Below are 20,940 nucleotides of genomic sequence, written 5' to 3'. Positions count from 1 at the left end.
GAGCTGCCACGCCTCCGCGCCTTGCATCGCTTCGAATTTCGGGCCCATTTGGAAGCGTGTCGATTCGTCGTGTCCCCACCAGCCTTCGAAACGCGGAAGTGTCGATCGATGATGGCGTTCGTGGATAAAGGCTCCGGCGATTGCGCCCGGTCCTCCATTCAGGTATTTGTAGCTGCACCAGGCGGCGAAATCGACGTTCCAGTCGTGTAGGTGCAACGGGACGTTCCCGGCGGCGTGCGCCAGGTCGAAGCCTGCGATCGTGCCTTGTTGGTGTGCTGCCCTTGTTATAGCCTCTAAGTCGAAGTACTCTCCTGTCGCGTAGTTGACGCCGCCAACTAAGACTAACGCTATCGACGGCCCTTCCTGCTCGATGGCGGCTAAGATGTCCGCCGCTTCTACAAGAGCGATTTGTGGGTCTAAGTTGTGGAACCGAAGCTGGGAAGCTACCGCGTAGCGATCCGACGGGAACGCGCCTGCTTCGATCAGAATCTTATAACGGTCCGCCGTCGGCCGATAGAACGAAACCATCAATAAGTGCAGATTGACGGTGAGTGAGTTCATCACTACCACTTCCGACTCTTCCGCACCCACTAATCTCGCGGTTTGCGCAGTTAGCAGGCGATGGTAGGGCATCCAGGGATTGCGCGCGTTGAAGTGTCCCTCTACCCCGTGCTTCGCCCAATCTTCAAGCTCCTCTTCGACATAGGCGCGCGCCGTTTTCGGCTGCAGCCCTAGTGAGTTACCCGCAAAGTAGATAACATCCGTACCTTCGCGTCGTTTCGGGATGTGGAAGCGGTCGCGGTACGACTTCATGTCTTGAATTGTAGTGGCGTCAGGTCGCGCGCAATCAGGACTCCGGCGCGCTGCCAATCCAGATTGTCTAGATCGTCGATGCCGTTGCAAACGGTAGCAAGTATGTCCTCCTGAATGCGTCCCCGTGAGAGCGCAACGGAGTAAGGGATGCGATGGAAAGTCACCATGGCGTACTTGGGGACAAAGAACTTCGGAAAGCGGGCTTCCAGCGCGAGTTCGGCGCGCTTGCGGAAAAGGAACGCGGGGTCGGCAACGCGGTCGCGCATCTCGATGAAGTTTTCCAGCGCCATTTCGGAGATCGCGTCCGTATCCTGACAGCGGCTTTGGCTGAATTCGTCGAAGACACGCGGCCAGTCGGGTCCAATCCGGTCGAGGATATCGAGCAGAATCGTGCAGTCTTCGAACGCGGCGTTGAGGCCTTGCCCGAAGAAGGGAACGATGGCGTGCGCGGAGTCGCCGAGCAGCAGAAATCGGCCGCCGACATTCCAGGGCGAGCACCGGATCGTCACCATCGACGCCACCGGATTTGCCGCGAAATTCTCGGCCAGCTGCGGCATGAGTGGAACCACATCCGCGAAGTGGATTTCAAAGAATTCCTCCACATCCTCGGCACTTTCGAGCGTCGCAAAGCTCGGATCGCCTTCGAACGGGAGGAACAGGATACAGCCGAAGGTTCCATCGGGGTTCGGAAGGGCGATCAGCATGTAATTGCCGCGCGGCCAGATGTGGAGGCTATGTGCATCCATCACGTGCGTCCCGTTGGGGCCGGCGGGGATGGTTAGTTCTTTGTAACCGTAGTCGAGATAATGCTGCGAATAGTTAAAGCGCGGCTGCTTCAGCATCGGGTAGCGAACCGCGGAGTTGGCGCCGTCGGCTGCAATGACGGTTTCGGCTTTGACGGTGAAAGCGCGGTTCGTTTCCTCGTTGTGAAACAGGAGCGCCCCGGTTTCCATGTTCGCGTCGGTGCAGCGGTGGTTGAAGTGAGTCGGAATGTTGCGTTCTGCGGCTGCGTTCAGAAGGGTGACGTTGAGATCAGCTCGCGATACCGAGTTGATGTGTTCGGATGGATTCTTGCCGTAGGGTTGGAAGCTGAGTTGGCGTGAAACCGCCTGGGATGGCGCGGCATGTATGCGTCGCCCATACATAGGGACCGCGATCGCTTGAACCGCCGGCCAGATCCCGGCCTGCTCGAGCGCGTGGATCCCCCGTGCCGATACGGCGAGATTGATCGAGCGTCCGGCATCCTGAACCACCTTTCGGCGATCCGCGCGGCGTTCGTAAATTTCAACAGGGAATCCGCGCTTGTTCAGTTCGATCGCAAGCAGTGTTCCGGCGAGGCCGGCGCCAATGAGGGTGATCATTCGGCCAACATGGTGCGCGCTTCCCAAAGTTCCGGGAAGAACTTCTTATCGAGCGTTACGCGCAGGTACGACGCGCCGCTGCTCCCGCCGGTCCCCATGCGAATTCCGATGGTCCGCTCGACCATTTGAATATGCCGCAGACGCCAGCTTACGGCGAGCTCGTCGAATTCAGTGAGGCGCTCGCAGACATCGATCCAATCGCGGTGATGCTGCTCATCGGCGTAAAGTGCGCGAATCGCTTCGGCGCGGCGGTCAAACGTTTCCAGAGGTTTGCCCGCGTTCTTTGACAGCGCTTCGAAGAAGACGTCATGCAGCGAGGGTTCACGCAGGCGGCGTTCGAGAGAAGTGAAAGCCTCGGGCGTTGGCTGGTGGTGGCGCAGCATCTTCTCGTCCTTGAGTCCGCAGAGGAATTCGATCTCGCGGAACTGTTCGGATTGGAAGCCGCTGGCGGGGCGCAGCTTGCCGCGAAACGCGAGGAAGTGCGTGGGCAGCATGGTTTCGAGGATCGTGAACTGTTCCACCAGCACCCGCATGATTTCGGTGGAGCGCCGCAGCAGGCGAGCGGCTTCGTAAACGGCGTTGCTCTGCAGACTGGCGATCACGGAATCGAGTTCATGCAGGATCTGTTTGAACCAGAGTTCGTACGTCTGGTGAATGACGATGAAGAGGAGTTCGTCGTGGCTGTTCGGCTCGGAAAGCGGTTGCTGCAGGGAGAGCAACTCGGGAACATGCAGGTACGAGCTGTACGTAACGCCGTGCGCTGGGGCTTGCGGGGCGGCATCGGGAAGATTCAAAAACCGGCGGGCATTTTCGCCGAGGATGCGGCCTTTCACATGTTCGGGCAACTTGCTGTTGCGGACCAGTGAACCGACGCCGTGCTCGCCCAGCGGGAACGGGGAATCGGAGCCGAGGAGCACGCGCTCCGAACCCATGGTGTCGACCAGCAGTTGCAACGCGCGTTCGCTGAACACGGCGGAATCCACCGAGAAGCGATGGAGGTAATGGGACGGCGGATGTTCACACTGCCCGCGCGCGGCGGGATGATGATGCCACGCGTTTTCCAGGCGGCCCAGCAAATAGGGAAAACTGCCGCCACCGTGCGCGAAACAGATCCGCAGCGAAGTTGGCAGGCGATCGAACGCGCCGCTTAGGATCAAAGACACGATCGATAGCTGCGTTTCGGCGGGCATCCCGACGGTCCACGGCGCCATGTAGCGCGGCATGCGCTCGGGCGCGAACATATCCCAGGGATGAACGAAGACGGGCGCGCCAATATTCGCGCAGTGATGCAGGAACGTGACGATTTCCGCGTCGTCCAGATTGCGCGGGCCGACATGATTGCCGATCTGAACGCCGAGATGTCCGCTCGCCATGGCGCGATCGACTTCGGCGCACGCGGCATCGACATCCTGCAGCGGCGCCTGGCAAAGCGCGCGCAGACGGCCGCGGCCGCGCTCGCAGATCTCGAGTGCGGCGTCGTTGAAAATGCGGGCGCATTCGAGCGCGTGCGCTGAATCGCGCGCGTAAGCGAATAATACCGGCGTAGCGGAGATGATCTGTAGATCGATGCCGTCGCGATCCATCTGCGCGAGGCGAACATCGGGATCCCAGCAGGCGGAATCGATGCGACGGAACTCGGAATCGCCGAGCATGACGACGGCCTCGCCCTCGCCGGTGTGTTCGATGCGCGGCCAACCGGGAGTGCCGAAGCGGGCCTCGAGGTCGGGCCAGTTCTTAGGGAAGAAGTGCGTGTGGAGATCGATTACCTGCATGCTACTGACGGGCCGGATGCACCGTGCCGCAGTGCTTGCACGTGCGATTGGCTTCACTGCTGTAGAACTTTTCGAAGATCGGCGGAAGGTCCTTCACCAGGCTTTGGAGTCGCACCTCGGCGCGGTGAATCAGCTGATGGCAGTTCGGGCAGAACCATTCGAAGGCATCGAGCGAGCCTTCGGGACGCGGCACTTCGATGACGAGGCCGATGGTATCGGGACCACGCTGCGGCGAATGCCGGACGTGCTTGGGTAACAGGAACACTTCACCTTCGCGAATGGGGACGTCGCGCGGCGGCTTGCCCGGTTCCTCCATGATGCGGACGACGATGTCGCCTTTCACTTGATAGAAGAACTCTTCGGTGGGATCGTCGTGAAAATCGCGGCGTTGATTGGGTCCGCCGACGACGGTCACCATCATTTCGCCGTCTTCCCAGACCTGCGCATTGCCCACCGGCGGTTTCAGTTTGTCTTTATTCTGGTCGATCCAACCTTGGAAATTGAACGCTTGCAGCGTTTTAACGGATGGCATTTGTTTCCTTAAGAAGCCGGTTTGTACGCCACGGCTTTGATTTCGATAAGTAAATCGGGATGCGGCAGCTGGCGGACCGCGACCGTGGTGCGCGCGGGTCCTTCATAAGTAAAGAATTCACTGTAGACGGCATTGTATGCAGCGAAATCCTGCATGTCGACCAGGAACGTGCTGATGTCGACTAAGTCTTCGAGGGACGCGCCTGCGGCGCTCAGGATATCGCGAATGTTCTCGATCACGGCGCGGGTTTGCGCGGCGATATCGCCGCCCTCAATGGTGTTGTCCGGACGCCGCGCGCTGGTTCCGGAGATGAACAGAAAGTCGCCGGCGCGTTTGATGTGCGGGAAGTTGCCGCGCGGCGCGGCTTTGCCGGGAACCACCATGCCGCCGGTCATAACTTCACACACACGTTGTTTAGCGCGGAGTAGAAATTGAGCGAGTGCAGACCGCCCTCGCGTCCGATGCCGGATAGGCCCACGCCACCGAAAGGTGTTCGCAAATCGCGAAGGAACCAGCAATTGACCCAGGTGATTCCGGCGCGCATCTGGGCCGCGACACGATGCGCGCGCTTCAGATCGGAAGTCCAGATGGAGGCCGCTAAGCCATAAAGCGTGTCGTTTGCTTTGGCGATCGCTTCGTCTTCGGAATCGAACGGCGCGATGTGGCAAACCGGTCCGAAGATCTCTTCCTTCACGCAACGCGCGGATTCGGGCAAGCCGGTGAGAATCGTGGGTTCGACGAAGAATCCGTTGTCCCGCCGATCGCCGAACTGCGGGACGCCTCCACCTGTTTCGACACAGGCGCCCTCTTCGCGGGCGAGCCGGTAATAAGAAAGGACCTTCTCGCGATGCTGGGCCGAGATCAACGGGCCAAGGTTCGGAGCGAGCGCCTCCGCGCGTTCCTTCAACGCGCCGACTATGTGTTCGAACACCGCGCGTTCCACATACACGCGCTCGGCGCAGAGACACACCTGGCCGGTGTTGAGGAAGACGGCATCCGCCAGGCCATCGATGGTTTCGTCGAAATCGCAATCGGCAAAAACCACGGCCGCGTTCTTGCCACCGAGTTCGAACGAGAGCGGCTTCACGGTACTCGCGGCGGCGGCCATGATGGCGGCGCCGGTTCGCGTCTCGCCCGTGAATGTGATCGCATCGATTTCCGGATGCGACGAAAGAAACTCGCCGGCCGAACCGGGGCCGAAGCCGTGCACGACGTTGTAGACACCGTCGGGAATGCCGGCGGTTCGCATGGCATCGGCAAGCAGCGTCGCGGTCCACGGCGTTTCCTCCGATGGTTTGACAACGACCGCGTTGCCGCAGGCCAGCGCCGGCGCCACTTTCCAGGTCAGCAGCAGCAGCGGCAGATTCCATGGTGTGATGATGCCGACCACGCCGAGGGGTTTGCGGACCGCGTAATTGAGAGCCGCGCGGCCGTCCGGCATCTCGGTATGGAAGGACTCCACACACGCGGTCTTGATCACGTCCGCGAAGATGCGGAAGTTGGCCGCGGCGCGCGGGACGTCGAGGCGCGAGGCCAGCGCGACCGGTTTGCCGGTATCGGCAACTTCGCGCGCGACGAACTCATCGAACCGAGCTTCGATCGCGTCGGCGATACGATGCAGCGCAGCCGCGCGTTCGCGGACAGTAGTTCGGCCCCAGTCGCCTGCCACGGCTCCACGTGCCGCACTGACAGCTTCATCGACCATGTCTGCTGTCGCTTCGGTGACGCAAGCAACGGTCGATCCGTCAACCGGGTGGATGTCGGGGAACGCGCGCGGCCCGCGGCGAAACCGGCCGCCGATGAAACTATCGAGCTGGGGTACCAAAAGACGGATGATATCAGGTGATCTACTTGGCGGGCTGAAACTCGGGTGCGCCGAGCTGCCAAAGCAGAAAGCTCCACTCGTCGGCCATCGCCTCCTGATTCTGCTTCACCGTACCGCCCATCCCGCCGTGTCCGCCGGCGAAATCGACGCGCAATAGGACGGGTTTCTTACTTGAGGTTGCCGCCTGTAACCGCGCGGTCATCTTGGCCATCTCCCACGGTGCGATGCGTGGGTCGTTCACGCCCGTCTCGAGCAGGACCGCCGGGTACCGCGTCTGTTGCTCCACATGTTCGTAAGAACTCATGGCATAAAGGTCTTTGAAGCCGGCTTCCGTTTTGGTGGTGCCGAACTCGGGGATATTGGTTTCGCCGTTTTGCGTTGTTTCGGAGCGGAGCGTGTCCGACATCCCAACCTTATCGATCGCGGCGCCGAATAGATCGGGGCGCTCGGTAATGGCGCGGCCGATTAGAATCCCGCCGCCGCTAACGCCTTCGCCCGCCAGGTGTGCCGGCGACGTGTACTTATGATCGACCAGATACTGGGCGCAACTAATGAAGTCGCGCCATGTGTTGGGCTTGGTCGGTCCCTTCCCCGCCTGATGCCACTCCTCGCCGTACTCTCCGCCGCCGCGCGCATGACAAACCGCAAAAATCCCACCCTTTTCGTACCAGGCGAGTTGGGTGGTTTCGAAGTAAGGCGACTCGGACGCGCCGTATGCGGCGTACCCATAGAGCAGCGTCGGATGCGATCCGTCCAGCTTTGAGCCCTTTGGGTAGATGATTGAGAGCGGCACGGAAACGCCATCGTAACTTTTGGCTTTAACCTCCACGGTGTCGATGTTCGCGGGAGTGTCATAAGGTCCTTGGGGCTGGACCTTGGTGTCGGTCACTTGACGAGTCACGGGATCATAGGCGTAAATCTTGAAAGCCCGGGTCCACGAGGTGGCGTACAGCAGAATGCCCGGCAGGCGGGGTTCCGCCGCAACCCAAATGGAACCGTCAAAGGGTAGAGGGATGCGCTCCACGCGCCCATCGGCCCCATAACCGACACGGAGCAGCCGGCCGATACCGCCGTCCAGCAGCCGCACATAGAGCGCATCCTGGGCGGGGAAGATCTCCTTGATCACAGCTTCGCCGGGCGGGACAATCGTTACCGCAGTCGCAAGATCGGGGTGGCGCGCGTCGGTCCGCACCAGCTTATAACGCGGGGCGTCTTTATAAGTGAGTACATACAAATCGTCATTGTGGACAGCCACGCTGGTTACTCCATCCGCCAAGTCGGCGAACTTGCGCCAGTCGCGGTTTGACTTACCAATGGAGTCTACCGGCGCTATATAGTACGCGCTGTTCGGAGTTACACTGCCGTTAAGTAGTCCTAACGCGTAGCGCGAACCGGGTTGTATCTCGACGGAAGCAATCAGGCTGGGGTCGACGTCAATTGAAGGAACTACGCCAAAGCCGAAAACGGGTTTGTCCTGCGCCGGGTCGGTTCCCAATACGTGTAGATAGGAGCGGAATTTCTGCCTGACTTCCGCCTCCGGAGCTCCCGCCGGAAGAGTCTGAAGTTTGCCGTATACAAACGACTTGCCATCGGGCAGCCAATGCGGCTGCCACGCCTCGGCGCCCTCATGCGGAATCACGTCGCCGGTTTCGCGGCCCGTTGCGATTTCAACTACATGAATTTCGCCGTCAAGCTCAGAGCCGCCGGGAACGATGCCGACCGCGAGGTACCGGGCGTCGCCGGACGGCGCCCATCCCCAGATCGTGTTCTTGCCTTTGGCCTGGCTTGCCGGCGCCAGCGCAATCTTCGAGGGGTCGACCAGCAGCACGTCTTCTCCGGTAAGTTGCTTCCTCCGGTATAACTTCATAACGTCGTCTCCCGGAAGTTGTTTGCCCACCAGGTAGAGATCGGCGGAGAGTCGCTCGGCGAACACTTTGGCGACTGATTGATCGAGCTCGGTGATACGGGTCAGCAGATGTTCGCGGCCGGGGATGTTGGCCAAGATGGAGCGCGTGTAGTTATCCTGAGCCTTGAGCCAGGACTGAACCGCTGGATCGTCGATATTCTCCATGTAGCGATATGGATCGGAGACCTTGGTTCCGTGGTAGTTGTCGATCACGGGTCTTACTGGAGCGATCGGCGGGGCTGGCGGCGCGGTCTGCGCCGGGACGGTTACCGCGTAGACAATGAGCAGCAGCAAACTGCGAGATCCAGATGGTATGCAATTCGCTCGCATATAACTCCTTTCGCGAACACGAAGAGCGTATCACGAAACGATTGCGCAAAAAAGACGGATGATATCAGGTAGTGGCAAATCGCGCGCTCGGTTCCGATATCAGGGAGCATATAAGGGCTCGCGGATGGACGCGCATCGGCAAGACAGAATGGGAAGAGTTAAGGGAGCGGTTTGCGGCGACAACGGAGAATACGCTCCGCAAACACGCGGGCGCTTCCGGCGTTATCGTTGTCCAGCCTTGGCGCGGGTTGGATACGGCGAGTCTCGACGGCCTGGAGCTAAGTCTGATCGAAATGGCTGAGGCTTATGGCACGCACCCGCTAGAGGCGCGGCGCGTCGTGATCTCCGCGAAAGACATAACTCGATTCGCGGCTCGGAACCCGAAGGTCGCGGCCGGCAAGCGAGAATTGAAAGCCGAAATGGTCGAGTGGATGCTCGTCTGGCTCGGTGATCCCGCGATGTTCGAGGACTGGGTCAAACTGCGTAAAGCTTACCTGCAAGCTCAACGCATCCCTATTTAATCCACCTTCACGCTGTCGACTTTGAGCGTGTCGCCGTCCATCGTGCCGCTTACGGTTGCTTTCAGATCGTCTTTCTTCGCCGTGTCCTTGAGCGCTGCGAGCGCCTTCGCGTTGCCGGCTTCATCGAACTTGATGTATTTTCCGTCAGCGGTCATCAGACCATAACCGCTCTTGGAACACGCCATCGAACATTTCGCTGTGTGAGTGGCGGGGTCCTTCTTGGCGCTGGCGCACATGCCGTCCATAATCGTGCCATCGAACGTGGCGGCGAAACTCGCGGCGGAGAAAACTGCGGAGAGCAGAAGTAGCTTCTTCATGGGACCAGTCTATATCAAAACCTGTTGCGCGGGTAACTGGGGCGGCCGTCGTCACGGTTTGACTAAAATCTCGCGGCGGAGATTTTAGAGACGGTTCAACGTTGCGTAGCTCACAGGAGCAACGCTCCGAGGCCCATTTGCGGACGATTTCTTGCTGAACCAGAGGACAAATGCCAGGAACAATTCCCCTCCGCCCGCTGGGGCGGACCGGACTCAAAGTCTCTGCGCTCGGACTCGGCGGCCACCACTTAGGCCAGGCGCGGAGCGAGCAGGAAGCGCTCGATATCGTACATGGCGCGCTCGACGGCGGAGTGACCTTTTTCGATAACTGCTGGGAATATCACGTGGGGGAAAGCGAAGAACTGCTGGGAAAAGGGCTCAAAGGCCGGCGCGACGGCATCGTCCTGATGACCAAAGTCTGCACCCACGGCCGCGATAAGGATCTCGCGATGCGCATGCTTGAAGAGTCGCTGCGACGGCTGCAAACGGATCACCTGGATGTGTGGCAGATCCACGGCGTGACGTTCTGGAACGATCCGCAGCTGTTCATCCGTCCGAACGGCGCGGCCGAGGCGCTGACGCTGGCGAAGAAGCAGGGCAAAGTGCGAGCGGTCGGATTCACCGGTCACAAAGATCCGCGCATCCACATGGCGATGATCGAAACCGGGTACCCGTTTGACACCTGCCAGTTCCCGTTGAATCCGATGGACGCGCATTTTCGAAGCTTCGAAACGATGGTGCTTCCGGAATGCAACCGGCGAGGCATCGCCGTCCTCAGCATGAAGCCGATGGGCGGCACCGGGGACATGATTACCAAAGGCGCGGTGACCGCGGAGGAGTGCCTGCGGTACGCGATGAGTCTGCCGGTGGCGACGACGATCGCGGGCGTCGACAAAATCGAAGTATTGCAGCAGAACCTGCAGATCGCGCAGAATTTCACGCCGATGACCGGACCGGAGATGCAGGCGTTGCGCGAGAAGACGCGGTCGCCTGCCGGCGACGGTCACTTCGAACTGTATAAAACGTCGATTAAATACGACAATCCGCAGGCGCGGCTCGCGCACGATTTCCCGATCGATCAGAAGAGCGTGGAAGTGCAGGAAATGCTGGCTGCGGCGAAGAATACGGGCAAGCCTTATGACTTCCACCCGGCTCCGCCGAAGTAGGTGAGTTGATGAGCTTGAATTGGAATTCGACGCGGCGTACGTTTATAGAAACAGCGGCAATCGTGGGGGCAGGTATGGCCTTAGGGCAAAGCGGAAGCGCGCAAAATACCGAGGTCCCGAAGCGGCCTTTCGGTAAGACCGGTTTGCAGGTTTCGGTGATGGGTGTGGGCGGCTATCACCTGGGTACCGCGCCCTCGCAGGAAGTCGCGACGCAGATCGTGCATGAGGCGATCGATGCAGGGATCAACTTCTTCGATTGCGCCTGGGAATATCACGAGGGCGAAAGCGAGGCGCGGCTTGGGAAGGCGCTGAAGGGGAAACGCGATCAGGTAATCCTGATGACCAAGGTCTGCACGCATGGCCGCGATAAGAAGGTCGCCATGCAGCAGCTCGAAGAGTCGCTGACGCGCCTGGGGACGGACCATCTGGATGTCTGGCAGATCCACGAAGTCGTTTACGATAACGATCCGGATAAGATCTTCGCACCCAACGGGGCGATTGAAGCTTTGGACGAGGCGAAGAAGCAGGGTAAGGTGCGGTTTGTAGGATTTACAGGGCATAAGGACCCGGATATTCACTTAAAGATGCTTTCGCATAATTACCCGTTCGATACCGTGCAGATGCCGTTGAATGTTCTCGATGGGACTTATGCGCGAAGCTTCGAGCGCCTGGTCCTGCCGCAGTTAGTAAGTCGAGGCATTGCGCCGCTGGGGATGAAGAGTCTGTGCGGCAGCGGCGAACCGGTGCTGAATGGGGCTTACACGGCGCACGAAGGTTTGCGGTATGCGATGAGCGTGCCGGGAGTTGCGGTCACAATCAGCGGGATGGAGTCGGTCGAGGTGCTGCATCAGAACCTGGAAGTCGCGCGAGGGTTTACACCGCTTGCGGCGAGCCAGATGGCGGCGATGCGGGATCGGGCGCACTTCTATGCTTCCGACGGCCGGTTCGAGCTATTTAAGACGACCAAGAAGTACGACGGGGAGTTGGGAAGAGAACAGCACGGCTTCCCGCTGTCCGCGGATTTGCCTCTGTAAGTTCCCGCACATAATACAGATGTCGCCGGACCATCCGGCACGCTTCTTGCTTCGTAGACGCCGAAAGGTACCTCCATGCTTCGAATTGCTTCAGGTGCATTAGCTTTTGGACTTTTAACTCTGGCATTCGCCCAGGAACCGAACCCGACGCAGAGTATGCTGCCGCCTCCGCCACCGACTGGGAGCGTTCCGGTCTTTAAAGTCGATGTCGTATCGCGCAGTATTCCGGCTATCAATTTCCATCACCGTCAGGGCACCACCAACGTGGACCTGCGCGGCACCGCGCTGATGCCGACCGCTAAAGGGAAGGTACGCGTGGACAGCACGGCCGGAGCAACGCGCATGAAAGCGGAAACCACTAAGATGGTCCCGCCCGAGACTTTCGGCCCTGAATTTCTGACTTACGTACTCTGGGCGATCAGTCCGGAAGGAAATGCAAAGAACCTTGGGGAACTGGTGCTGAAGAACGGCGGGGATAACTCGTCGATTGAGACAACGACCAGCCTGCAGGCCTTCGGGTTAATTGTGACGGCTGAACCGTACTGGGCGGTCTCGCAGCCGAGTGACGTGGTCGTAATGGAGAACGAAGTCCGCAACGACACCACCGGAACGATCGAGACGATCGACGCCAAGTATCAATTGCTGCGGCGCGGGCAGTATACGATGAACGTGCAAAGCACGGCGCTGCAGCCCATGATTCGTGACAAGCGCGTGCCGTTGCAATTGAGGGAAGCGCGTGAAGCTCTGGCCATTGCGCGCGCACAAGGCGCGGATCACTATGCCGCGGATACGATCCAAAAGGGATTGACCGACCTGCAGAACGCAGAGGGTTTCTACATCAGCCGGCATAACGAAAAGGAACTGGAGACGGACGCGCGCCAGGCCACGCAGATGGCGGAAGACGCGCGCTTGATCTCGATCCGCGAAGAAGCCGCGGACGCGCTGGCGGCGGAGCGGAAAGCTTCGGCGGATGCACAGGCCGCCGCTCAGGCGCGGGCGCAGCAGGAAGCAGAGCGCGCGGCACAAGCCGCGGCACAAGCTCGTGAAGCGGATAGCGAACGCGCAGCGGCTGAACGCGCCCGCGCCGATGCGGAACGCGCCAAAGCGGAAGCGCAACAGGCGCAGTTGATGGCCGAGAACGCGAAAGCGCAGGCGCAGCAGGAACAACTCAAGGCACAGCAGGAAGCGGAAGCCGCGCGCGCCGCCGCCAGCAAAGCCGAGCAGGACAAACAAGCTGTGCGCGCTCAGTTGCTGGATCAGCTGAACAAGATCATGGAAACGCGTGACACCGCTCGCGGCCTCATCATGAACATGTCGGACGTGCTCTTCGATTTCGGCAAAGCGACTCTGCGTCCGGAAGCGCGCGAAAAACTCGCGAAGGTTTCGGGCATCCTGCTGGCCTATCCGACTCTGCGTGTGCAGATCGAAGGCAATACCGACAACGTGGGAAGCGATGCGTTCAACCAGACACTATCGGAAAAGCGCGCGTTCGGCGTTCGCGATTATCTGGTCGCGCAGGGAGTCGATGGGAACAAGCTGACTGCTATCGGTTATGGGAAGTCGCGTCCGATCGCATCCAACGACACCGCGGAGGGGCGTCAGCAGAATCGACGCGTGGAGTTGGTTCTCTCGGGCGATGTGATCGGCACGCCCATCAATCAGGGTCCGACTACGCAGGGTGCGCCGGATGGCAATCCTCCGGCTGCTCAGTAGTCGGCTAGAGGATTTTGCCGATCGCGCGCCCGATGCCCGCAGTTACTATCGCGAGATCCGCGGCAGACTTCGCGGTTCCAACGGCTATAGCGCCCGCGCCTTTGGCCGCGCCCTTTCCGATATTCCCGGCGCCCGAAGCGATCGCTAAACCACAATCTAACATTGCGGATAATAGGTGCGTGGTCCCGACCCGTCGCGATTTGATGTTGCTGGCCGCACGCGCGGCTTTGCTTCCCGGAGCAGCTGACTTTCTAAGTGCGTGGCAGTCGGCCGGTGACCACCGGCACGGACTCCAGGCTCCACCCCAGCCGCCTCTGCTGATCGATTACAAGCCCAAGTTCTTCGCCCCAGACGATTTCGCGGCACTGCAGGCATTCACCGAAATCCTGATCCCTGCGGACGATACTCCGGGCGCCCGCGAAGCTCATTGCGCTGCCTACATTGACTTTCTAATGCAGGCCTCTGATTCGATGCCTTCGGTTCAGAAGCAATGGCGTGACACGATGGTTACGCTTCGCCAACTCGGATTCCATGCCGCCGATCGAAAGACCCGGGAAGAACTGGTCGCGGCGATGTCGGCGCCGGAGCGTGATCCGGCAAAGAAACATCCGGGCTACAACGCCTACCGCCTGATCAAAGAACAAAATACCTTCGCGTTCTATACCTCGCGCGCCGGAATGATCGAGACTCTCGATTATCGCGGTAACTCATACAACGCGACGTTCCCGGCCTGCGACCATCCCGAACACCGTCAAGTCTAAGAGCCCGAAGAAACCGTACATCCCCACTCCGAGCCCGACCGAAAGGGAGGGTCCTTCGCTGTCAGCCGCGTTGACCTATCCGGGTACGAGAGAGCCGCGCGCGTAAGCGAGCGGTGTTCTAACCATTTCGCGACTCACTTAGTAGCTGGTTGCAGCCCCGCGCGGTCAGTGCCATCATCGTCAGCGTTGGATGTTTATCGCCGGTTGAACAGAACGCATTGCCGCCAAACACATATAGGTTAGGAACATCGTGAGTACGGCAATACGAGTTCAGCACCCCCTGTTTCGGATCATGACTCATACGCGCCGTGCCGACTTCATGAATCGCGCTGCGCAGCCGGGGGCTAGTCGCCTTCCCAGGTCCGTTGCCCCGATCGCCGGCTTCACCGGTCCGGCCGACCGCCACTCCCGCCGGCGTGGAGTATGGCGTCCATGGTCCGCTCGCAAGACCGGCCGGAGAGGGTCGCTGCAAGATCTCGCCGCCGGCTCTACGAAACAACTCCTCCGCCTTAGTCTGGAAATCGGCGAGTAGTTTGTAGTCGTTGTCCGAGTAAGTGAAGTGAATCTTGAGCGCCGGAATACCCCAATGATCGCGAACTTCCGGGTCAAGCTCGACGAAGTTCTCTTTGCGCGCCAGCATTTCCGCGCCCGCATTCCACACGCGCGCCTGCGCGACATAGCGGCTCTTGATTTCTTTCTTCCAATCCGAACCATAGCCCGGGATGTAAGGCGCGAACCCGGGATATTCCGTCTGCCCCCCGGTTGCATTCATCACGTAGCCGCGGATGAACTCCTTGCGCTGCGTTTCTTTGCTGATGTTCTGGAAGTTCGGAATGCTGATCCCGGCGGCCTTACCGTCATCCAAACGCGACGGCCCGCCGCGGAGCTTCGGGAGGAAACCTTCCACGGACCCGTTGCCAATCTGGTCGGCCATGTAAAACCCGAGCAGACCGCTGGAGTTAGCCAGCCCACCTTTGGCCGAGAGTAGCAAAAGACGCGTATTCTCAAGCGTCGAGGCCGCCAGGACGACATACTTCGCATCAACGTCAATCGACTTACCCGTGTAGCGCTCGATGTAAGTGACTCCCGCGGCGCGATTCTCCGGGTTCATCCGAACCTGGGAGACCACGCAATCCGTTCGCAGGTCCAGCTTGCCCGTTTTGAGAGCCGGCGGCAGAGTAGTCGAGATCGTGCTGAACATCGCGCCCACGTCGCAGCCATTGACGCAATTGCCGCAGTAATGGCAAGGCGGACGGCGATTATGCGCTTGCGTCAACTGAGCTAACCGCCGGTGCGTCGCGGTAAGCCCGAGACTATTGGCCGCCGCTTTGAAAATCGTCTCCGCGCAGTTGAGATTCATGGGAGGGAGGAACGGCCCGTCCGGGAATTGCGGCAATCCCAACCGCTCGCCGCTGACTCCGATGAATTCCTCGACGCGATCGTAATCGGGCGCCAGATCGGCGTAAGAGATCGGCCAATCCACGCCGTAGCCATCGCGCGAAGCAGCCTTAAATTCGTAGTCCGCCATGCGATCCGTGGCGCGCGCCCAATGCAGGCTGCGGCCGCCCAGACATCGCGAACGGGTCCAACGGTAGTCGGTTTCAGGCGAGGTAGTGTACGGATTCTCCAGACTATCGAGCATGATGCGATAGTTACGCGCATCGCCCGTGTAGCGCCGCATGAGAGCGGGGGCTAAGTGGCCGCGAAAATCCATTTCATATAGGTACGTGTGATGAAACTCGGCCTGCGAGATTTTCGCGCCCGCTTCGAGCATCAGAACCTGCATCCCCGCCTGGGTCAAGTCCATGGCGGCCCATCCGCCGCAGGCGCCCGATCCCACGATGATTGCGTCGTATTTGATGGCCACGCAAATTCAAGATACACCACAGCGTCTATTTATTTCAGAACGGTCACGAGTATGGTCCAGCACAGTCCAGGGAGGACTCTACCGGGGTCTTTCGATGCCGCCTCATCCGGGCGAGTGTACGGTGCGTAGTCCTCTATCAGATGGAGCACGTTTTACAGCTTTGCGACTGACCGGAACGAAATCGGTGGCGTTCCTTCTAGCGCTGGTCGCGGTCGGCGCGTGGGCGCAGAACGCTCCTGAGTCCGCGACCGACAGGCAAATCCGCACGCTGCAGCAACGGGCGAAGCAGCAGAGCGGCGACTATCTGGTTTACGATCAACTCGGCCAGGCCTATCTGCAGAAAACGCGCGAGACGGGCGACGTGGCTTACTTCGACCTCGCCGAGAAGGCTCTCAAGAAGGCTCTCGACTTGGTCCCCCAGGGCGCCCCGCACAATTTTCGGGCAGCCGACCCCCTGGTTCACATGGCCCTCGTTTACATGGGCGAGCACAATTTCATGAGTGCCTTGATGTACAGCCAGAAGGCGATCGCGCTCGGCGCCGGGAACCTTCCCGCATTCGCTATCGAGGGCGATGCGTATACGGACATGGGCAAATACGACGATGCCGCGGCAGCGTACGACAGCCTAAGTGCGCTCGGGAGGGTGGTTGCCTCGCCCGTGACCCTGGCATACATGTTGGATAGCCGGCAGGCGTACCTGAGTTTTCTGCACGGCGACACCGATCAAGCGATCGAACTGATGAAAGCGGCGATAGGGGCCGGCATGCAATCCAACGTGCCGACGGAAAACCTGGCGTGGCTTTACTTTGAACTGGGCGAGCGGTACTTTCAGGAGGGTGACTTGAACCATGCGGCAATCGCCTATCAGACGGGGATCGCCGCCGACCCAAACCACTATCGTTCGCTTGCGGGTCTGGGTAAAGTTCGCGCCGCGCAAGGTAAGTTCGACGAATCGATCAAGCTATATCAGCGCTCGATCGACATCATACCGTTTCCGCAGTACGTTGAAGAGCTCGGGGACGTTTACCGGCGCAGCGGGAAGCAAAAAGAAGCGCGGCAGCAATACGATCTCGTCGAATACATCGCCCACTTGAGCAGCCTAAGTCAGATCCTGGCCAATCGGGAACTGGCTTTGTTCTATGCCGACCATGACATCAAACTTCCCCAGGCTCTGGAACTCGCGCGGAAAGAGCTCACCGTCCGAAGTGACATTTATACGTGGGACACGCTGGCGTGGGTTCTTTATAAGAACGGGCAACTCGAAGAAGCCGATAAGGCAATGAAAAAGGCTCTGCAGTTGAAGACCAATGATTCCCTGCTGCTGTTTCACGCCGGCATGATCGATCATGCTCTGGGGCGTGAATCGACGAGTGCGGACTATCTGGATCGCGCGCTGAAACTAAATCCTCATTTCCATGTTCTATACGACACAGTCGCTAGTCGTACTCTAGCCGAATTGAAAAACGCAAATCAATCCGCTCTCGTGGGGAGTAAATGACGACACGCAGACCTATCCTTGCGCTGGAGGCGGTCGCTATCGCTCTTCTGATCCTGCTCGCTCCGGCAAGCGCGGATGCCCATCCCATGGGCAACTTCAGCATCAACCACTATTCCAAGCTGAAAGTAAGTGACCGCGCGACGACAATCCTCTACCTGGTGGATATGGCCGAGATTCCCACGTATCAGGAAATCCGGGAGTCCGGATTGACAGCTACGAACGGCGACCCGGGTATTGCGCCCTATCTGCTCAAACAGGAACACGCGTTGAAGCAGGGTTTACTGCTGGAGATAGACGGCCATACGGTTCCCCTCGCAGCGATATCGAGGGAAGCTATCTTCGCGGAGGGCGCCGGCGGACTGCCAACCATGAAGCTGCGCTTCGTCTTCCGAGCCCTCTCGCCGAGCGCGGGTCAAACCCGTACCGGTCAAACGCACAAGCTCTCCTACGCAGATAGCAACTTTCCGGGTCGGTCCGGATGGAAAGAGATCGTTGTCTTGACCGATGGCGCCGACATCGTGAGTAGTTCTGCGCCCGAGAACGACCGGAGTAATGAGCTATCCAATTACTCGACCGATCTGCTGAATAGCCCTCCGCAGCAACTCTCCGCTTTAGTCGAGTTCCGCACCGCGTTACCTCCTCCGGCGGAGATCCAAACACACGCAAGAGGGATAAAGCTATCCGTAGCACAGGTCAAACATCCGGAACCCGCGATTGCGCGCGGGGCGGCGCCTGTCATTCCGGCGACTCACGCGCCCGTTGTCCATCGGAGCAATACGCCGCGGAGCCGGTTTACCGATCTAATATCCAGTCAGAAAAGCCTGAGTCTCTGGATACTGATAACAGCCGCCTTCCTAGCCGCGGGCCTGGGTGCTATGCACGCGCTCGAGCCGGGACACGGGAAAACACTGGTGGCAGCCTACCTGGTCGGTTCGCGGGGCACGGCGAAGCACGCCGTCTTACTGGGCATCGTTGTGACAGCGGCGCACACTGCCGGTGTTTTTGCTCTGGGCATAATCACCCTCTACGCATCCCGCTATATCGTTCCCGAGCAACTCTATCCGTGGTTAGGTGCAATCTCGGGTATTAGCGTAAGCGTGGTAGGTGTCTTAGTGTTCCTCCGGCATCTTACCGGTGAGACCGGTGACCACTCCCACAATCCCGGCGACCCGCACTCTCACTGGTTTTCATCCCGGTCCCGGACCGAGCCCGCCAAGCAGTCGGGATCAGTGTCTATCCGCCAGCTTCTGACTTTAGGAATCAGCGGAGGGATTATTCCATGCCCCGCGGCGCTAGTCGTGCTGCTCAGCGCATTTTCCCTACACCGCATCGGATTCGGCCTATTTCTGATTACCGCGTTTAGCTTCGGACTTGCCGCGGTCCTGGTGACCGTCGGGCTACTCATGGTCTATACCAAACGTTTCGTATCCGCTTATGTGAAGACCGGCAGTTCGCTCGTGCGCTTCTTGCCCCTGCTGTCATCCGGTGTGATGGTCCTTTTAGGCGTTGGCATCGCCGTCTCCGCCTTCGGATCGGTTCCAACCCAGATCGTCTCTTCGGTCAAAGACTCTCTTATACCTATTGTTTCGGTAACCCTGCTCGGTCTATTCCTGGGTATGCGGCATTCTACTGACTCCGACCACATCGTCGCCGTCTCCACTTTGGTGAGCCGCCAAGGATCCATCCGCAGCTCGGCGACGATCGGGATGCTCTGGGGCCTAGGTCATACCATCACTATCTTCCTCGTGGGATCCGCGATTATCATCTTTGGCGTCGTTATCCCTCCGAGACTGGGACTGTCAATGGAGTTCTCCGTTGCGCTGATGTTGATCTTGCTAGGAGTGCTGAACCTCACGGGAGTATTGAAGCGTGTGACGGAGCGATTCTCCCCGCCCGCGATAGCCCCCGCCTCACGGCAACCCAGCGTACAAAAATTGGGGATGTTTCATAAGATTCGGCCGCTGTTTATTGGTCTCGTGCATGGCTTGGCCGGGTCAGCGGCTGTAGCGTTGCTAGTCCTATCTACAATTAGAAATCCTTTTTGGGCGACTGCATATCTTCTAGTCTTTGGATTCGGGACTATGGCAGGGATGGTTCTAATGACTGCAACCATCTCCTTACCTCTTGTGTATGCAAAAAACCGATTTACGAAGCTAACCGGCCACTTGACGATGCTGTCCGGCTTGGCGAGCGTAGGCTTCGGGATGTTTCTTGTAGTTCAAATTGGTTTCGTCGACGGCTTATTTACGTCTACTGTGCACTGGATTCCACGATAGGCCGGCATTATTTTTGGGACCCGGCATCCATTACTAATGGGAACGGCGTATTAGATCACGCAGGCATTCATTTCCGGGCGGCCGGATTCAAGAATGATCGTTTTCGGGAATGAATGAAAGCTACTTTAGCTACTTAACGAGGCAAAACACTCCATGAAGAAGTTTACGTTAACGGTGGCCCTCGCGATCGCTCCATCCATGCTGGCTCCCGCCGGCTTGTATGCGTCGAGCCATCGAGAGGCCCCAATCACCGCGTTGGACCGTTCGGCGGACGTAACCGACTGGTACGCGTTCGTCAGTTATGACAATCCCAACAATGTTACGTTCATCCTGAACGTCGACCCACTCCTTGAGCCGGCCAATGGACCGAACTACTTTCCGTTCGATCCTACCGTTCTCTACCAGATGAATATCGACAACAATCAGGACGGCGTTCCGGACATCCAGTTCCAATTCCGCTTTTCAACGACCATCAAGCAGCCGAATCTCTTCACGGGTTTCGTAGGCGGGATTCCCAACAACCCAGCAATCACCTCACTGTATGGCCCGGGCTCGGAGGGCTTGAGTTTGGTCCAAACGTACCAAGTCACCATGGTGAGGGGAACATCCACGACGGATCTGAATAACGGCAAGACTCTCGTCGCGGTCCCGTCCAACGTCGGTCCGCAAACGATGCCCAATTACACGACTCTGTTCGACCAGGGAATCTTCTATCTCCCCAACGGAATCAAGGTTTGGGCTGGGACCGCCAGTGACCCCTTCTTTATCGACTTGGGCGCCGCGTTCGATTCGCTCAACTTCCGTCAGGGTGTGGGGCCGATCCTTTCGCCCGCCATCGATGCCGACAACACGCATAACTACGCTCCCGACGCAGTCGGAGGCTACAACGTAAACTCGATCGTACTCGAAGTTCCGATCACATTGCTGACCGTTGATGGAAAGGTGCATCCCGCGAGCGACGTTCAGGCTGTAATCGGGACGTATGGCGCCACGCTTCGTCATGAGTACACGGTAAGGTCTTCCAATACGATAGACGCCTCGGGCTCCTATCAGCAGGTAAACCGCGAAGGCAATCCCCTCATCAACGAAGTGATCATCGGAACCGGATCCAAGGATACCTTCAGCATGGATCAACCGGTCAACGACTCGCAATTCGCTAACTTCGTTCTGAACCCCGTGCTCGCCGGTGTCTTCGCTTCGCTTGGAGTACCCGTCCCGCCGAATCCGCGCAATGACCTTCTGATACTG

General features: G+C 59.1%; 17 protein-coding genes. 8 read left to right on the top strand and 9 right to left on the bottom strand.

The features are described 5' to 3' along the window. The 7 genes from kynU to H1Y01_RS15350 form a co-directional block, all read right to left on the bottom strand. Nucleotides 1-813: kynureninase (gene kynU, locus H1Y01_RS15380; RefSeq protein WP_180541397.1), on the bottom strand; the 813-nt coding region annotated here is incomplete at its 3' end. Then, a complete protein-coding gene (locus H1Y01_RS15375; RefSeq protein WP_180541396.1) occupies nucleotides 810-2,174 on the bottom strand; it encodes an FAD-dependent oxidoreductase in 1,365 nt (454 codons plus the stop codon). The genes kynU and H1Y01_RS15375, both read right to left, overlap by 4 nt. After that, complete coding sequence (locus H1Y01_RS15370; protein ID WP_180541395.1) at nucleotides 2,171-3,946, bottom strand: tryptophan 2,3-dioxygenase family protein; 1,776 nt, start codon at nucleotides 3,944-3,946, stop codon at nucleotides 2,171-2,173. The genes H1Y01_RS15375 and H1Y01_RS15370 overlap by 4 nt, the downstream gene beginning before the upstream one ends. A gap of 1 nt (nucleotide 3,947) precedes the next feature. Next, nucleotides 3,948-4,478 (bottom strand): 3-hydroxyanthranilate 3,4-dioxygenase, encoded by a 531-nt coding sequence (locus tag H1Y01_RS15365; RefSeq protein ID WP_180541394.1) that lies wholly within the window; start codon nucleotides 4,476-4,478, stop codon nucleotides 3,948-3,950. An 8-nt stretch (nucleotides 4,479-4,486) separates the two neighbouring features. Continuing rightward, nucleotides 4,487-4,873, bottom strand: a complete 387-nt coding sequence (locus tag H1Y01_RS15360) for a RidA family protein (RefSeq protein ID WP_180541393.1) — start codon at nucleotides 4,871-4,873, stop codon at nucleotides 4,487-4,489. Continuing rightward, nucleotides 4,870-6,303 carry a 2-hydroxymuconic semialdehyde dehydrogenase gene (locus tag H1Y01_RS15355; protein ID WP_180541392.1) on the bottom strand — a complete coding sequence of 478 codons (1,434 nt, stop codon included), beginning with the start codon at nucleotides 6,301-6,303 and terminating at the stop codon, nucleotides 4,870-4,872. Before H1Y01_RS15355 ends, H1Y01_RS15360 begins: the two co-directional genes overlap by 4 nt. A 22-nt stretch (nucleotides 6,304-6,325) precedes the next feature. Beyond that, entirely contained in the window at nucleotides 6,326-8,503 is a 2,178-nt protein-coding gene (locus H1Y01_RS15350) for a prolyl oligopeptidase family serine peptidase (RefSeq protein WP_180541391.1), read from the bottom strand. A gap of 107 nt (nucleotides 8,504-8,610) precedes the next feature. Here H1Y01_RS15350 and H1Y01_RS15345 point away from each other — a divergent pair, with 107 nt between their 5' ends. Then, entirely contained in the window at nucleotides 8,611-9,060 is a 450-nt protein-coding gene (locus H1Y01_RS15345) for a hypothetical protein (RefSeq protein ID WP_180541390.1), read from the top strand. On the opposite strand, the gene H1Y01_RS15340 is transcribed toward H1Y01_RS15345, so the two are convergent. Continuing rightward, complete coding sequence (locus tag H1Y01_RS15340) at nucleotides 9,057-9,377, bottom strand: hypothetical protein (RefSeq protein WP_180541389.1); 321 nt, start codon at nucleotides 9,375-9,377, stop codon at nucleotides 9,057-9,059. The genes H1Y01_RS15345 and H1Y01_RS15340 overlap by 4 nt on opposite strands. A 170-nt stretch (nucleotides 9,378-9,547) precedes the next feature. On the opposite strand from H1Y01_RS15340, the gene H1Y01_RS15335 reads away from it, so the two are divergent. From H1Y01_RS15335 to H1Y01_RS15320, 4 genes are all read left to right on the top strand, one after another. Beyond that, entirely contained in the window at nucleotides 9,548-10,543 is a 996-nt protein-coding gene (locus H1Y01_RS15335) for an aldo/keto reductase (RefSeq protein WP_180541388.1), read from the top strand. A 74-nt stretch (nucleotides 10,544-10,617) separates the two neighbouring features. After that, nucleotides 10,618-11,577 (top strand): aldo/keto reductase, encoded by a 960-nt coding sequence (locus H1Y01_RS15330; RefSeq protein WP_219341586.1) that lies wholly within the window; start codon nucleotides 10,618-10,620, stop codon nucleotides 11,575-11,577. Between the two features lie 75 nt (nucleotides 11,578-11,652). Further along, entirely contained in the window at nucleotides 11,653-13,290 is a 1,638-nt protein-coding gene (locus tag H1Y01_RS19820; RefSeq protein ID WP_180541386.1) for an OmpA family protein, read from the top strand. A gap of 179 nt (nucleotides 13,291-13,469) precedes the next feature. Then, entirely contained in the window at nucleotides 13,470-14,051 is a 582-nt protein-coding gene (locus H1Y01_RS15320; RefSeq protein ID WP_180541385.1) for a gluconate 2-dehydrogenase subunit 3 family protein, read from the top strand. 118 nt (nucleotides 14,052-14,169) lie between these two features. Here the strand turns inward: H1Y01_RS15320 and H1Y01_RS15315 are convergent, their stop codons facing one another. Then, a complete protein-coding gene (locus tag H1Y01_RS15315; protein ID WP_180541384.1) occupies nucleotides 14,170-15,918 on the bottom strand; it encodes a GMC oxidoreductase in 1,749 nt (582 codons plus the stop codon). 184 nt (nucleotides 15,919-16,102) lie between these two features. On the opposite strand from H1Y01_RS15315, the gene H1Y01_RS15310 reads away from it, so the two are divergent. The 3 genes from H1Y01_RS15310 to H1Y01_RS15300 all read left to right on the top strand — a co-directional run. Beyond that, entirely contained in the window at nucleotides 16,103-17,416 is a 1,314-nt protein-coding gene (locus tag H1Y01_RS15310; RefSeq protein WP_180541383.1) for a tetratricopeptide repeat protein, read from the top strand. Continuing rightward, nucleotides 17,413-19,692: an urease accessory protein UreH domain-containing protein gene (locus tag H1Y01_RS15305; RefSeq protein ID WP_180541382.1), complete on the top strand. Its 2,280-nt coding sequence runs from the start codon at nucleotides 17,413-17,415 to the stop codon at nucleotides 19,690-19,692. The genes H1Y01_RS15310 and H1Y01_RS15305 overlap by 4 nt, the downstream gene beginning before the upstream one ends. A 153-nt stretch (nucleotides 19,693-19,845) precedes the next feature. Further along, the coding region (locus H1Y01_RS15300; RefSeq protein WP_180541381.1) for a DUF4331 domain-containing protein at nucleotides 19,846-20,940 on the top strand (1,095 nt) is incomplete at its 3' end.

The organism is Nevskia soli (assembly GCF_903970205.1).
In the GTDB taxonomy this organism is placed as follows: Bacteria; Acidobacteriota; Terriglobia; order Bryobacterales; family Bryobacteraceae; genus Bog-113.
The sequence above is the reverse complement of the archived record's forward strand: the minus strand, read 5'-3'. Positions and strand labels throughout refer to the sequence as shown.